This is a genomic window from uncultured Desulfosarcina sp. (genome assembly GCF_963664155.2).
GTDB lineage: Bacteria > Desulfobacterota > Desulfobacteria > Desulfobacterales > Desulfosarcinaceae > Desulfosarcina.
The window spans coordinates 1,042,984-1,056,014 of record NZ_CAXXXH010000001.1 but is presented as its reverse complement, the minus strand read 5'-3'; the positions used below and the strand labels follow the sequence as shown (position 1 = coordinate 1,056,014).

The window sequence follows — 13,031 nt, the reverse complement described above, 5'->3', positions numbered from 1 at the left end:
TCAGTTGATGCGGCCCGGGGAAGGCGATCCTTGCATTCCGGGCCGTCTTTTTCATAGCGTTTGACTCATCGGTTCAACCATCTGGGACGCTCGTAGACGATGCGACGGCTTTCAGGGGGTTCTTCCGGTCGCGGCCTGTCCGCTGCCTTTTTCTCCGGATCCTTTTTCCGCCAGAACGAAACCCCCAGCACCTCGTGGGCCAGCAATAACAGCGTTGCGCAGTCCCAGGCATGGTTCGGCCGTTCCTGCGGGTTCTCCCATATCCCCTTGTCGTTGATCCCCTCCACGGTCATCTGCCGGGCCCAGTCCTGGGTCAGCTGGCTGTGGTAGTGCCAGCATCCCGGATCCCCGGGCGCGATCTCCAGGATCCCGGCCAGCTGGTTCTTGAAATAGTTGGTGTCGAACCTTACCAGCTTGATCCCGCCCGGGATCGGTTTCTTCGATCCCGGATAGTATTCCCGGTTGGAGTAGGCATAGGGGGTGGCCATGGTCTGCTTGCCCATGGTGGGAAGGATCCTGCCCCGGTGCATGCGGCAGAAATCGTAGACCTCGCTGGTGCGGTGCCCCATGGCGTCCAGGAGCGCCAGCCTGACCGGGTATACCTTTCCATCGGCATCCTGGTACTGGTGATCCCACAGCACCTGGGCCAGGGCCTCGAAGGTCGGCACCTTGCCTTCGCGGATGCCCCATGAGGCCCGTTCCATCCCGTAGCCGAAGGCCCGGATCTCGTAGTACAGGCCGTCGTCCTGGGTGTCCCCGCCGGCCAGCAGGCAGGCCACCTTTCCGCCGGAAGGCACCACACCGCGCGGCCGGTCGTCGGCCAGGGCCAGGATACGGTCCTCGCTGCGCTCCACCGCCACCGTCAGCCACGGCTCGGCCGCATGGCCGTTTCTGAAGTCCTTCATCTTGTTGCGGTTGCCCAGGCCTTCCAGGAAGGCGTGGGCAACTTCCCACAGCTTGACGAACGGGCTCAGCCAGGAGGGAATATGGAACCCGATGGTCACCGGCCGGATAGAACTCAATGCCGTATTCAGACCCCGGCCCTTGCCCCGGTCGCGCCACTCGCCCGCCCGCACCGCCAGGTCCCGGTCGGCGTCATCCCACTTCGATGAACAGTGGACGCAGTCGTACCAGGCCGACTGCTCGGCTTTCATGCGCAGGGGATCGCGCAGGTCCTCCGGCCAGCGGATGTTCTCGAAGGTCATCTTCTGGTAACCATTGCATCCGGGACAGCATACCCAGTAATCGAACACCAGCTGGCACTCGGTGGTCAGCGCCCGCCAGATGGGCCCGGTCTCCACCGACGGCGAGCTGGTCCGCCAGATTTTGCGCATGTGGGCGAACGTCCGGGTGCGTTTCTTGGCCAGGTCCGTAGGGCTGGCTTCCTTTTTGGTGACCGTCTCCGGATACTTGTCCTCCTCGTCCAGGACCACGTAGGGCAACGGCTTGTTGGCCAGCCTGGCGGCGCTGTTGGCCCAGGCCATGTAGATGATGGCGTTCTGCAGCCTGATCTTGTTGGAGGCCAGGTCGTCGGCGTACCCGGTGAGGTAGGAGCGCAGCCGGGGACTGTCCTCGAACATGGGCCTGATCCGGTCGCTGCTGTTCTCCCGGGCGGTGTTTTCGTCGGGCATGACCACCAGGGCGTTGCCGGGCCTGCGGTCCACCGCATAGCCCAGGCAGGTGTAGTTGATCTCGGACTTGGCCGTCTGGGGCGCTGCGCACACCACGATCTCCTGGACCGAGGGGAAGAAGCTGGCGTCCAGGATGCCGGCGGCATAGGGCACAGTCGAGTTCTTCCAGCGCCCGGGCACCGCGGCATCCTTGGGCAGGTGCCGGTGGCGCTCGGCCCAGACCGACGGCCGGATTGCCTTTTTCTTCTTCAGCACCCGCCGCTCCGCCCTCGAGAACCGCACGGACGAAACACCGCTGCCCAGCTGCTCGAGCTGTTCCTCGGTCAGCCACCGGGTGCCGATCGGTACCGGGTTTTGGAAGAAATCGATCATGGCCATTGGAATGTCTCCCCGTCCTCAAGCATGGTTTGCGCATACAGGTGCAGGGCGAAACCGAATTCCAGAACGGCATATTCGATCGACGGTCCCCAGGCCGAGCAGCCCGGGATCTGAGCGGAAGAAGCGATATAGCCTTCATCCTCAGCAGAAAACGCGATGGTCACCTCGAATCGAAACTGGTCCGGCTGCCCGGGCGAAGAAGCAGGCGGCTTTTTCTCTGCGGCGTTGCGTTGTATCTCCTCAAAAACTTCAAGCATCGCTTTCTCGAGGTGCGGGGCAAGCCCGTCACCCGAGACCGTTACCATCCCGTGCTCGAGCAATAGCGCATGCTCGGCTTTGAGGTATTGGTACAGGGCCACCATCGCCACGGCCAGGCAGGCTATCCAGCCTGATGTCTCAAACATGTTTAGTCTCCGTAGCTAAAAACTATGATGTTGTAGGAATTGACGAAAAAATACCTTGATTATTAAGGGATTTATATTAAAGTTGTGCTGGTTTTCTGTCTGTTCCTGCCAGTATCTTCATTGCCTCTCAACAGAAACTCGATTTTTTTGTTTTTATATAGAAATCTGAAGGGCGCCTTACTTTTAACCAAATCGAGGAAAACAGATGTCAAAAAAAATAGAAGGCTCTTCATCCTTGATCGAGAACAGTCCATTTATATCCTATACAATCAAACCTGCCCGGATGGCGGCGCTGGTAGCGGGCGCGTATTTTATTTTCAGTATCATTTACATCTATGTTTCCTCGCATTTTGCCGCATCTATCGTTTTGTCCAAAGAACAACTTGAACATGTTGAATTATATAAAGGTTTTTTATTTGTACTGATCACCGCATTACTCCTTTTTGCCGTATTATTCCTTCTGTTTCAACGCTTGCACCGCAAGGAACAAGCGATCGAGAAACAACGCGATACGATTGTGGCTGCAAGCAAGCAAGCCGCAGCAGGTCTTTTCGCCTCTTCTGTTGCACACGATCTGAACAACATATTAACGGTAAGTCAGTATGATTTGGAACAGCTGTCCGAGAGCAGTGAAATTACCGCCTCTGATAAAAAACATGTCGAACGCCTTGAAAAGGTAAATAATCAAATCCGCGATTTCTCAAACAGATTGGCAGATGTCAGCGGAAAGCACCTCTCGAGTGGAATCCGCAAGATAGATGTCGCTTCAGAAGTGGCCGTTGCACTTAAACTGGCGTCAACCCATACGAAGGTAAAGCATTGCTCGATAAAAAGTGATTTGCCGGAAAAATGTTTTGCCGCGGCTGATGAATCATTGCTTCACAGAGCGCTCTTGAATCTTATCCTTAATGCAGGCGAGGCAAATGGAGGACGTGGCCAGATTTTTGTAAAGCTTTCCGAGGATGCTGAATATATACAAATTGAGGTCCACGATGATGGCCCCGGTATCCCTTCAGAAGAACGCGACCGGATTCTTGAACCGTTTTATACAACGAAGCCTGACGGTTCTGGCTTGGGTCTTCTCAGTGTCAGATACTGCTCCGAGATCCATGGATGGACCCTCAACTTCGGGACTTCTCATCTCGGTGGCGCCTGTGTGCATATGATTATCCCCAAAAGCAAAGAAACATCAACGAAAGCGGGATCAAAAACTCCTCAAGCACAAGGAAACGGATGATCGTAAATCCGATAATTTAGCCTCAGATTACCAACACAAATTTTCAAAGATCCGTGAAGCAGAACCAACAATTGTTGGCATTTCAGTTATACAGAATCCGAACCCCATGAATTAATGGTGTCAATATTCTGATAATCCGACAAATAAGGTTCCCAGTCCGTTGAAATGAAGTCGATATGGTCGACCCGGGCCGCCTCCGGGAAGATTCCGTTCCCGTCCTTGTAATACTTCCGGTTCGGGTAGGCCCGCCGTGCGACATACCCTCCCGGAGAACATGCCCGCATCGCCTGCAGCATTTCCATCAGTCCCTCCTCTTCACGACCACACCGATCTCGTCCATACGGCCGAACTCGTCCAGCAGCTCGTCGATCAACGGATAAACCTGATCACATAATGCCTGCGGTTTGTTCCGGGCCTTTTCGATCGCGGCGATCCAGTCGCCCGCGTTGGTCCGGACCGCATGCTTCAATCCGGCTTCCAGGGTTGCGATCTTCATGGCCGTGTGCAGCTCGACCTCTTCGATCTTGCGGTACAAGCCCCGGTCCCTGGCGTTCTCGAACTCCTTGCGGTCCGCATCCTCCTTGGCCTTGCGCGTTTCGTGGCGCAGCTTCTGGATGTTGAGATCTTCAGCTTCGTCCGCGCGGTTGAACCCGGACTGCATCAGCTGCGCCCGGGCCACATAGGCCATCACCTCGGTCATGGTGATGGCCTTCTTGTCGGCAAACGACAGCAGCCCGGAACGCCGGTCCTGGTACACCTTGGATTTTTTAACCGGCTCATCCCGGCCGGGGGCACAATACCCCTCGATCTTCAGCCACCGGGCCACATCGGCAATGGTGCCGACGGTTGCATCCCTGTCCTGCAGGGTGGTACCGGACCCCTCGACATCCGCCACCGCCTCGGCCAGGGCCTTTTCCGAGGCCTGCCAGTCGCGCAGCTTCGACGCCGTGCTGTCCTGGTTGTAGGCCTTGAGGGTGGATACCGTGGCGTTGTACAGGGTCGTCAGCCGGGCCTTGTCGCTGTCGCCGACGGTCTTCAAAAGCGTGTCGATCCGGTTGCGGTCGATGTTCATAACAAATCTCTAAACCAGCTTGGGGATCTCGGGCAGTTCGAGGGGCGCAAGCTCCGCGCCCCAGTCCTGCGTTATTTCAAAACCCACGGAGCTTTTGTATTCGGTTTTCTCCAGCTCATGGAACGTGTAGGGAACGTTCATCTTCTTCGCGAGGATGAGCTCATTGGCCGTCCCCTTGCTCTTTCCGTCATGGATGAAGATGGCCCGGTCCCCGTCGTTGAGCACATCCAGGGACCGGTGCTCGAACGCTCCGCGCAGGTACTTGAAGTTGAGAAAATGCAGCTTGAGCGGGATCGCCTTTTCCTTGCACAGGTCGCGGGCCACCTTGCAAACACCCTCGGGCTCGGCATGGGTGACGATCTCGGTGATCCCAAACGTTTCGATCTCCTCCATGAGGAGAATCTTGACCCGTTCGTCATTGAGCGTGCGGCTGCCGTGCACGGAGAGTTTCATTGAGTCACCTCACAATGGCCGTTCAGGAAATTGCTTCCGTCCACCACCCGGGCCGGATGGTTCATGACGTAATCGAACACCACGGGATCCAGGAACACCGCCAGGTTGATCCGGCGGGAGAGCTCCGGGTTGGCTGCGGCCCAGGCCCGGTCCTCCTGCAGGCGGATGCCCCGGCCGTCCTTGACGATGCGCAGGGGGTACAGCCTGAACCATTCGGCCACCTGAAGGACATTCTCGGGAACATCTTCTTTAACCACTTCCACCCTGTCTCCCTCCTCCCCCGAATCGCCATCCGGAACAGCCAACCCGGCCATGCGGAACACCGGCGGCAGGCCGGCCAGGATCCAGGCCCGCAGGTTGACGCCTTTTGCAAAGGCTTCACCCGGATCCTTGCCCTCGGGCACCGGCCAGCGCTTGACCCGGGGGAACATTTCTTTCCACCAGGCGCAGGCCTTCCGGCCGGCGTCATCGAAGTCCAGGGCGTTGAGAATGCAAAGCGACTTGTCCATCATCGCCGCGGCCGCCTCGTCGGGCTTGGTGGAACTGGATCCTACCGCAGCCGCGCTGCAGATATCGCCGGCGGCCGAGGCGCAGGCCACGGCGTCCAGCTCGGCCTCGACCACGACAATTGCCCGGGCATCGTCACCCGTGACCAGGGTGGCCGCACTGGATCCGGGCAGCATGAAGTAGGGCAGGTTGAACTCGGGAGTGAGGTCGGCCTTTTCCCGCCGGATCCGGATGCGCTGGACCGCCCCGCCGACGAACAGCGGGATAACGATCCCGCGCGGGATCCACAGCGGCCGCGGCCGGCCGTCCTTCTGCTCGCCGGGCAGGCCCCAGGCGCTGCGGGCCCTGAAGAGCGCAGGCTTGCCGTTCTCCCCGGGATTGTAGCCCAGGTGGTACCGCACGACGGCCGCTTCGGGTATGCCCCGGCCGGCCAGATATTCCAGCTGCTGCGGATCCTCGAGCAGCCGGCCGTGGGCCCAGTCCACGAAGGCCCCGGCTTTTTCCTGCCATTTCTCGGCCGGCGGCAGGTACCGGGTGGGCACGAACGGCGGCTTCTGCCGCGGCCGGGGAGTTGACGGCGAAAGGGGCAGGTTGTCCAGGTCCCGTCCGGTGGCCGCGGCCGCCTCCTTGAACGTGCGGCCGCAGAACTCCACCAGGTACTGGATGGCATCGCCACCCTTGTCGCAGCTGCGGCACCACCAGGTGCCGGCTTCGCCCTGGTCCGGCCAGACGTGGAACCGGTCCCGGCCGCCGCACTCAGGGCAGGGAGAATGATACTCGCCACCGTGGGTGCCGGACACGCGCACGGGGCCCAGGCCCCGGGCGTTGAGATCGTCGAGGATGACGCTCATGCGTCCGCCGGCGCAGCCGAGAGCAGGCCGATGCCGGCCAGAATGTTTTCCTCATCCGGATCGATCGAAAAGTATCGGGACAACACCCCGGCGAACCGGTCGACCGGCAGCGGAACCTCGCCGGTGTGTTTGAGGTAAAAATCGCTGAAACGCTCGTAAATCACATGTAGGGCTGTCTTGAATTCCTCTCCCAGTGAGCAGCACTCGTCGATAAAGTCCCGGACATAGCCATCGTCCGTGATGGTTCTTTTCAGGTCGACGCCACGATAAATGATGGGCCGTGTTTTCCGAATGAAGGTGCCGGCCTTCTTGCGTCTGAACCGCAGCCCCATTCTTCTGCCGAACCAGTTCCGGGAGGGAACTTCTCCGGACCGGTTGTGGTCGAACCAGTTCCGGAAGGCCTGGTAGAGTTCGGTGGCCGGCACCTGGTACCCGTCGCCGACCAGGCAGCAATCATGCACAAACGCATCGACGGTTTCCCTGTCGGTCTCGGCCTGCGCTTTCATGCCCGGCGGCAGGCGGTAGCTTTCAGCCAGGTTGATGCCGGTGAGTTCCTCCACCTTGGCCTGGGCCATGAGCGAGGCCTCCCTGCCAGAAGATGTCATGCGTTTGGCTATTTTATAGGCATGCTCGAAGAGCTGGTGCAGCTGGCGCTGCTCCTTGAGGATGTCACCATAGCCATCAGCAGTATCCTCATGATGTCCTTTTTTTCGGTGAGGACTCGGTGCTTCTTCCGGATCACAGTGATGGTAGGCGCCGGTCTTGCGGATCGATGGCAGCACTTCATGAGTGACCCAGCGCTTGAACGTTTTGGCCTCGGGCTTGCGGGATTTGAAGATCAGAGCATAGAGCCCGGGCTCGTTGACGATGGTGACTTCCTGGAGCCCGCCAGGGGTACGCAGATTGTGCGTACCCTTTTCGTCGTCATCCAGCAGGCGCGTTGCGTCGCTGGCCATGCGAAAGCCCAGCACATCGCATATCTCCCCGGCCAACCACCACGGATTTCCCCTGTCATCCTGTAGTATTGTCAGCAAGTTACCTTTATAGCCGTACCTGATCAGATCCATAGAAACACCTCCTGTTGCTGTCGGGGCTCCGGACGGAGCGGAATTTTACTGCCCCGTGATTTTTCTCCGTCCGGAGCGCCAAAGCGCTGTTTTAAATACCTTTATTTTTTTACTTGGACGAACTCCCCTTTATCGCCGGAATAAATAAAAAGTTTTTTCAGAAAAAATATTCTAGAGATATAGCCGGATATTGGTCCGATACGGGAGAACACTCCGGCATCGGCAGTAAAAACGGTGTTTTAAAGCCCCGGACGACTCTAAAATCGATCCGGTCTGATAGTTCCGTCGGTCCGGTCTCAGGTAAAAAGCGCCTCCACGTTCTCGAGCAGGCCCACTCCCAGGTACTTGTACACGCCGTCCTTCTTGCGTTCGAACCGGCGTCCCATGATCGTTCCGAAGCGCTTCTGCTTGGGCGCATTCTTGGACACGTTCTTCTTCCACCAGCGCTCGAAGATGTCGTACAGGGCCGTTGCCCCCACCTGGTATCCCTCGCCAACGACGCAGCATTCGTCCACGAAGTCGGCCAGGATGTCCTCGTCGCGCTGGTACTCCTCCACCGCCTCTTTCACCACCGGCGGCGGGTCCAGCCCCCGCTGCTGGTACTCGAGGCACCCGCGCACCATCCAGGCCAGGATCCCGGGATACTCGGGGATCAGCTTCGAGGCTAAAAGCGGATCCGCCACCCGCTCGGACTCGTTTTTCGGCCGGCGGTCGACAAAGGAGAGCCTGAACGGGATCAGCACCACCCGCTCCCAGAAGGCGAAGTCGTCCGCCGGCGCATGCGGCTTGTGGTTGGTCAAAAGGAACAATGTGTGGGTGGGAGAGAACTGGACTTCATACTTGTCGTGGGGGTTGCGGCCGGTGAGCTTGTCCTTGCCGGTGAGCCACTTGACCCGGGAGGGGCTGACCCGGCAGCCGTCGTCGGTCTCCGAGGCGAAGGCCATGCGCAGGCCGCGCAATGCCATGATGTCCGGTGTGGGCCCGGTGGAGGAAGCCACCCGCATCTGGTCCAGGAGCATCTCCGATCGCACGGCGCCGGCCAGCGGCCCCATGATCTCGGAGAGCACCTCCACGATCAGGGACTTGCCGTTGCGCCCGATGCCGGTGAGCACCACGATGATCGACTCCTTCACCTCGCCGACCAGGGCGTACCCGAACACCCGCTGCAGGAACGCCATCAGGCGCTCGTCGCCCGAGAGGATCTCGAGCAGCTTCCGGTTCCATAACGGGCACGGGGCATGGATGCCCTGCCACTCGACCGGGGAGGCCTTGAGCAGGTGCTGCTCCTGGCGCCCGGGTTCCAGTTCTCCGGTTTCAAGGTTGATCACGCCGTTGGCGCAGGCCAGCAGCATGGGCTTCCGGTCGATCTCGTCTCCTCTGATTGCCATGGGATCCTCGCAGTTGTGTGCAAAATCAAGACAGTTGTTGGCCCGGCGCCGGCTGCGCAGCTGGCTGATCCTGGCGCGCAGCCCTTTGGCCCGGGCCCGGAAAAAGGCGATCTGCTCGCCCGCGTCGTCGGCCTCGGCCTCCTTGATTTTTTTACTCAAGTCGGCCAGCTCCTCGGCGTATTTGGCCACTACCTGTTCGATGCCGGCCCGGGCCGCGCCCATCTGGTCGACGGCCCAGTGGTGCCTGGCCCACACCATCCAGGAATCCATGGCCTTGTTGAAAACCAGTTTTCCCCTGTTGACGGCCTTGAAGAGCAGGCCGTCGCCCAGCTCGTTGGCGTCGAAGCAGGCGCGGATGAACTTCGCGTCGACCTGGCCGTTGACCGGGTCTTCCCCTGGGTCGGTCGCGGCTTCCTGGGCCACCCGGGCAGCCACCTTCCCGGCATACGCTTCCATCTGCGACTGCAGGTCGCCAGCGGGTTCGAGGGGCTCGGTCATGGCCGCCGGCCCCGGGGCAGCCGGTCGCCCGGGCAGCCGGGAAGGGCGATTGGAAGCAAAATTCCATTCTCCACTCCATTTTCAAATTTTGAATGTGGGCGGCGACTGAGCCTTTTCTCACCGCTATGGAAAAAGGGCCAGGAAGGACCCGCTGGCCTTCCAACCCGGTTAGACTGTTGGCCGGGCTGCCTGTATCTGTGGGGGTGTAGGGGAGCTGGCATCGTCGGTTCTCGCTAAGGTCGGCCCGGCTTGCGCCGGGCCGGTCGGTTTTGATTTCAGTCCAGGGAATCAGCCACCGGTGGACGCGGCAGCGGGATCGTCGGCAAGGATCTCGTCGGGCACCATGCCGCCTGTGTCTGCGCCGGACTCCAGGAACACCCGGATCAGCTCGCCCTTCTTGCAGGCCTTGAAGGCCTTGCGCTTAAGCGTATCCGCGAGAAAGGCCTGCGCCTGGGGATCCTCGAACAGGCCGAAGCTTTCCCCGAACGCCATCATTTCTGCCTTGGTTTTCTTGTCGAGATATTCGGCGGTGAAGCGCCACTCGCCGGCCAGGTCGATGCCGATGTGACGGGCCACCATGCCGCGCTCTTCGGTGGCGTAGTCGTCGGAAAGGATCGCCTGCAGGGCCACGGCATTGATCTCGTCTTTGATATGCAGCATGTCCATGCCGGCGATCAGGGAGAACAGCGCCTCGGAGTCCAGGCGGGTGAAGTCGCTGTGCGCATACAACTTTTTACCGGTACGGGGATGGCGCTCCATATACCAGTCGTGGATCCGGCCGTTGCCCTTGACGATGGTGAACAGGGCCACCTGGTTGGCGGTGATGCTGCCGGGAACGACAGTCTCGAAGCGCTGGGGCAGCTGCTCCTGGAAGAACGCCTCGCGGAAATACTTGCCGTGCCAGGCCACACGCGGGCCGTCCTGCTTTTCGGGTCTGGAGTTGCCGGAGGCGGCGGCGCCGGTATCGGAAGACTTGCTTGCCTTGGCCGCCTTGAAGCAGGCTTCGTCGCCGAAGCAGGCGCGGTCCTCGCTGGACTCGCCGCTGAGGTACAGGATGGAAAGATGGTTCTCGCAGGAGCGACATTTCTCCGCGATCCGGTCGCTGCCCCAGAAGTGATGGCAGTCGTTCCAGCCGACCTCGTCGTCAAACCGGAACCCGGTGGTGCCGAACTTCTTCGGATATTTGGTGCGGCTCCAGGTCTTGAGAAGATGAGCGGACTGCTTCTGCTTGAAACAGGCAGGGCGGTTGCAATGATCATCGCCGGATCCCATATCGAACAGCTTGATCTGGACGCCGGTGTTCTGGGTGCAGGTGAGACAGCCCTCGGCCTCGATGTCGAACCGGGCCGACTTCAAAGCCGGGGAGATGCGTTGGATCATGTCCTTGAGTGCGGATACGGAGACGGGCCTGTGCCGGCTCTCTTGGATCATTTTATCGAACACCTGCATCCGCTGCTGCTTGTCGTCCATGCGCGCCAGCTGCTCCAGGTGGCCATATTTGAGCTCGCCCTTGCCCCAGGCGGTCAGGATCTTCTTGGGCAGACGCAGGATCATCAGCCGCCGGCGGATGTACTGCTCTTTTATGCCGGTGCGCTGGGCCAGCTCCGGGATGGCGTCGACTCCCTTGCGGTCCACGAAGATTTTAAAGGCTTGCGCTTCCTCCAGGCCGTCCAGATCCTCGCGCTGCAGGTTCTCGATGGTCTGGATGTCCAGGGCGGTGTCGTCGTCCATGGGCTGGACCATGGCCGGGATCGTGGCGGACTCGACGCCGCCGTTGGCCTCGGCCACCGTCATCCGGGCCCGCCAGCGCCGCTCGCCGGCGACCAGCTCGAAGGGCGTTTTGCCGTCAACCGGCCGGACCAGGACCGGCTCCAGGACACCGACATTGGCGATGGACGCCACCAGTTCGTCGAATTTGGCGCCGCTGAACGACTTGCGCGGGTTGAACGGCGACGGCGCGATGGCCGTTACGCTGATCTCCTCGAATGTTCGTTGCATGCTTGCCTCCCTGGTGTGTGATCGGTGGGTTTGCCGTATTCGGGCAGGTTGCTCGGCAGGGTCGGGTGGATGCCGTCGAAGGTGATCCGTGCCCTGGCCGTTTTGGCCATCAGGTTCACGCAGATCGCCGCGGTCTGCAGCAACCGCTTGTTGAGTTCGACCTGCCAGTGGGGATTGTCCATGCGGATGGCGTCGATCCTGGCCACCCGTTTGCGGAACATCCGCCGGAATTCTTCCAGGCCGCATGCGCCGTTCATGTCCGCCCACAAAAACTCCTGGATGGCCCTGGCCGCTTTGATCACATCGGCAATGTAGCGCTCTTCATCGGTCAGGGTCGTTTTCTGATCGGGACCGAAGAACTGCTCGATGCACGTCGGTATGCCCCCGCCGGACTCGCCGGCGATCTCCTCGACGATCAGCGAGGCCTCGGTGGGATCGATGCCGCAGTCGTCCAGGTGTTCGGCGAACGACTGAAACTCGCGGATCAAAAATCCGGCCACCAGTTTTGCGTCGGTGGGTTTCATGGCTCCTCCTGTCCCTGGGTAGAAAAAAGGGTGTAATCGTTGCCGGGCACGGCCATGGCCACCCGGTCCGGCGACGGCCGGTCGTACTCGGTCAGGATCCTGGCCAGCTGGCACTCCGGACACAGAAAGTTGACCAGCTGCTCCTTGGGCACGATGAGGCCGCAGCGGCACTGCAATCCCGGGTCGTCATCCATGCTTTTTCCCTTTCCTGAAAATCCGCTGCCACAGCCAGGCCGGGATCACCACCGCCCCGGGTGCGAACTGCACCTGGTCGCGCCTGAGCCGCAGCGGCCTGCCGGTATCCGCCAGCGTTACCGTTATCCAGTCCGGATTCGAATCATCCAGAATGCCCGATATGGGAACACGCTCCACGCGTTGCATTCTCATCGGTCTTGGACTTTCCATGGCAGCGCCGGGTCCGGGCGGTAATCCCCATGCGCCGCAGGTATCCCGACATCCCGCCCAGGGTGCAGCCGATCGATGCGGCCATGGCCGTAAAGGTCATGTCCGTTTCGACCATGGCCATGATGTCCCGGTGATGTTGTTTCAAATCGATGCGCCGGGGTCGTTTGATGAACGCCACCGGCCGGCCGTGGGGATCGGCAACGGTCCGGCGGCGCCCGGCGGTTACCGGTACGGGAATCGTGGTGTCTGTAAGCCGGCCGCATTGTTTGCAGACGCAGGCGATCTTAATCGTTTCCATGCAGCGCCTTTTCCGTCCGGAAAGGGTATTCCCGGCTGGCGGGACGATAGTCCCTGTCCGTCGGACGCGATGCGCATTCATCGGCGGCATCCAGAAGCGCCCTGGCCAGCCCCCGCATCTGTACGGGCGTCATTTCTGCGCCCGGTCCAGGAAGGTCGACTATAGCCAGTGGCCGGTTGTCGGCGGTTCTGGCATGACGGACGTTTAAAACCTTCATGGGAAGTCCCTTCAGATTGCCCCGTTGGCAGGCTGATTTATTCAGCCGCTACTTGACCCGTCGGGGCGGCCGGGGAGGAGGCATCCGTTGCCGGCGCCACGCT

At 60.3% G+C, this 13,031-nt stretch carries 15 protein-coding genes; 1 reads left to right on the top strand and 14 read right to left on the bottom strand.

What is annotated here, in order from left to right; all coding sequences use genetic code 11:
* Nucleotides 1–65: 65 nt before the first annotated feature.
* Nucleotides 66–2,009 carry a terminase gpA endonuclease subunit gene (locus ACHZBS_RS04625; RefSeq protein WP_319405357.1) on the bottom strand — a complete coding sequence of 648 codons (1,944 nt, stop codon included), beginning with the start codon at nt 2,007–2,009 and terminating at the stop codon, nt 66–68.
* Nucleotides 2,000–2,413: a hypothetical protein gene (locus ACHZBS_RS04620; RefSeq protein ID WP_319405356.1), complete on the bottom strand. Its 414-nt coding sequence runs from the start codon at nt 2,411–2,413 to the stop codon at nt 2,000–2,002. The genes ACHZBS_RS04625 and ACHZBS_RS04620 overlap by 10 nt, the downstream gene beginning before the upstream one ends.
* Nucleotides 2,414–2,618: 205 nt before the next feature.
* Between ACHZBS_RS04620 and ACHZBS_RS04615 the strand changes: the two genes are divergently transcribed.
* A complete protein-coding gene (locus ACHZBS_RS04615; protein ID WP_319405355.1) occupies nt 2,619–3,650 on the top strand; it encodes a HAMP domain-containing sensor histidine kinase in 1,032 nt (343 codons plus the stop codon).
* Nucleotides 3,651–3,736: 86 nt separating this feature from the next.
* Here ACHZBS_RS04615 and ACHZBS_RS04610 read toward each other — a convergent pair whose 3' ends face one another.
* The 12 genes from ACHZBS_RS04610 to ACHZBS_RS04555 all read right to left on the bottom strand — a co-directional run bounded on the left by ACHZBS_RS04610 (nt 3,737) and on the right by ACHZBS_RS04555 (nt 12,928).
* Entirely contained in the window at nt 3,737–3,952 is a 216-nt protein-coding gene (locus ACHZBS_RS04610) for a hypothetical protein (protein ID WP_319405354.1), read from the bottom strand.
* A complete protein-coding gene (locus ACHZBS_RS04605; protein WP_319405353.1) occupies nt 3,952–4,722 on the bottom strand; it encodes a hypothetical protein in 771 nt (256 codons plus the stop codon). Before ACHZBS_RS04605 ends, ACHZBS_RS04610 begins: the two co-directional genes overlap by 1 nt.
* 9 nt (nt 4,723–4,731) lie before the next feature.
* Nucleotides 4,732–5,175 (bottom strand): hypothetical protein, encoded by a 444-nt coding sequence (locus ACHZBS_RS04600; RefSeq protein ID WP_319405352.1) that lies wholly within the window; start codon nt 5,173–5,175, stop codon nt 4,732–4,734.
* Nucleotides 5,172–6,533, bottom strand: coding sequence for a primase-helicase zinc-binding domain-containing protein (locus ACHZBS_RS04595; protein WP_319405351.1), 1,362 nt, complete (start codon nt 6,531–6,533; stop codon nt 5,172–5,174). The genes ACHZBS_RS04600 and ACHZBS_RS04595 overlap by 4 nt, the downstream gene beginning before the upstream one ends.
* A complete protein-coding gene (locus tag ACHZBS_RS04590; protein WP_319405350.1) occupies nt 6,530–7,600 on the bottom strand; it encodes a BRO family protein in 1,071 nt (356 codons plus the stop codon). Before ACHZBS_RS04590 ends, ACHZBS_RS04595 begins: the two co-directional genes overlap by 4 nt.
* A gap of 296 nt (nt 7,601–7,896) precedes the next feature.
* A complete protein-coding gene (locus ACHZBS_RS04585) occupies nt 7,897–9,486 on the bottom strand; it encodes a phage/plasmid primase, P4 family (protein ID WP_319405349.1) in 1,590 nt (529 codons plus the stop codon).
* A gap of 288 nt (nt 9,487–9,774) precedes the next feature.
* Nucleotides 9,775–11,484 carry a ParB/RepB/Spo0J family partition protein gene (locus ACHZBS_RS04580; protein WP_319405348.1) on the bottom strand — a complete coding sequence of 570 codons (1,710 nt, stop codon included), beginning with the start codon at nt 11,482–11,484 and terminating at the stop codon, nt 9,775–9,777.
* A complete protein-coding gene (locus tag ACHZBS_RS04575) occupies nt 11,454–12,008 on the bottom strand; it encodes a hypothetical protein (RefSeq protein ID WP_319405347.1) in 555 nt (184 codons plus the stop codon). Before ACHZBS_RS04575 ends, ACHZBS_RS04580 begins: the two co-directional genes overlap by 31 nt.
* Nucleotides 12,005–12,202, bottom strand: coding sequence for a hypothetical protein (locus ACHZBS_RS04570; RefSeq protein ID WP_319405346.1), 198 nt, complete (start codon nt 12,200–12,202; stop codon nt 12,005–12,007). The genes ACHZBS_RS04575 and ACHZBS_RS04570 overlap by 4 nt, the downstream gene beginning before the upstream one ends.
* Nucleotides 12,195–12,395, bottom strand: coding sequence for a hypothetical protein (locus ACHZBS_RS04565; protein WP_319405345.1), 201 nt, complete (start codon nt 12,393–12,395; stop codon nt 12,195–12,197). The genes ACHZBS_RS04570 and ACHZBS_RS04565 overlap by 8 nt, the downstream gene beginning before the upstream one ends.
* Entirely contained in the window at nt 12,346–12,711 is a 366-nt protein-coding gene (locus tag ACHZBS_RS04560) for a hypothetical protein (RefSeq protein WP_319405344.1), read from the bottom strand. The genes ACHZBS_RS04565 and ACHZBS_RS04560 overlap by 50 nt, the downstream gene beginning before the upstream one ends.
* On the bottom strand, nt 12,698–12,928 hold the full coding sequence (locus tag ACHZBS_RS04555) for a hypothetical protein (RefSeq protein WP_319405343.1): 231 nt from the start codon (nt 12,926–12,928) through the stop codon (nt 12,698–12,700). The genes ACHZBS_RS04560 and ACHZBS_RS04555 overlap by 14 nt, the downstream gene beginning before the upstream one ends.
* Nucleotides 12,929–13,031: the final 103 nt, after the last annotated feature.

Bases quoted from the DNA above. Each gene is read 5' to 3' on its own strand.
- ACHZBS_RS04625 (WP_319405357.1), bottom strand. From the start codon at position 2,009: ATGGCCATGATCGATTTCTTCCAAAACCCGGTACCGATCGGCACCCGG.
- ACHZBS_RS04620 (WP_319405356.1), bottom strand. From the start codon at position 2,413: ATGTTTGAGACATCAGGCTGGATAGCCTGCCTGGCCGTGGCGATGGTG.
- ACHZBS_RS04615 (WP_319405355.1), top strand. From the start codon at position 2,619: ATGTCAAAAAAAATAGAAGGCTCTTCATCCTTGATCGAGAACAGTCCA.
- ACHZBS_RS04610 (WP_319405354.1), bottom strand. From the start codon at position 3,952: ATGGAAATGCTGCAGGCGATGCGGGCATGTTCTCCGGGAGGGTATGTC.
- ACHZBS_RS04605 (WP_319405353.1), bottom strand. From the start codon at position 4,722: ATGAACATCGACCGCAACCGGATCGACACGCTTTTGAAGACCGTCGGC.
- ACHZBS_RS04600 (WP_319405352.1), bottom strand. From the start codon at position 5,175: ATGAAACTCTCCGTGCACGGCAGCCGCACGCTCAATGACGAACGGGTC.
- ACHZBS_RS04595 (WP_319405351.1), bottom strand. From the start codon at position 6,533: ATGAGCGTCATCCTCGACGATCTCAACGCCCGGGGCCTGGGCCCCGTG.
- ACHZBS_RS04590 (WP_319405350.1), bottom strand. From the start codon at position 7,600: ATGGATCTGATCAGGTACGGCTATAAAGGTAACTTGCTGACAATACTA.
- ACHZBS_RS04585 (WP_319405349.1), bottom strand. From the start codon at position 9,486: ATGACCGAGCCCCTCGAACCCGCTGGCGACCTGCAGTCGCAGATGGAA.
- ACHZBS_RS04580 (WP_319405348.1), bottom strand. From the start codon at position 11,484: ATGCAACGAACATTCGAGGAGATCAGCGTAACGGCCATCGCGCCGTCG.
- ACHZBS_RS04575 (WP_319405347.1), bottom strand. From the start codon at position 12,008: ATGAAACCCACCGACGCAAAACTGGTGGCCGGATTTTTGATCCGCGAG.
- ACHZBS_RS04570 (WP_319405346.1), bottom strand. From the start codon at position 12,202: ATGGATGACGACCCGGGATTGCAGTGCCGCTGCGGCCTCATCGTGCCC.
- ACHZBS_RS04565 (WP_319405345.1), bottom strand. From the start codon at position 12,395: ATGAGAATGCAACGCGTGGAGCGTGTTCCCATATCGGGCATTCTGGAT.
- ACHZBS_RS04560 (WP_319405344.1), bottom strand. From the start codon at position 12,711: ATGGAAACGATTAAGATCGCCTGCGTCTGCAAACAATGCGGCCGGCTT.
- ACHZBS_RS04555 (WP_319405343.1), bottom strand. From the start codon at position 12,928: ATGAAGGTTTTAAACGTCCGTCATGCCAGAACCGCCGACAACCGGCCA.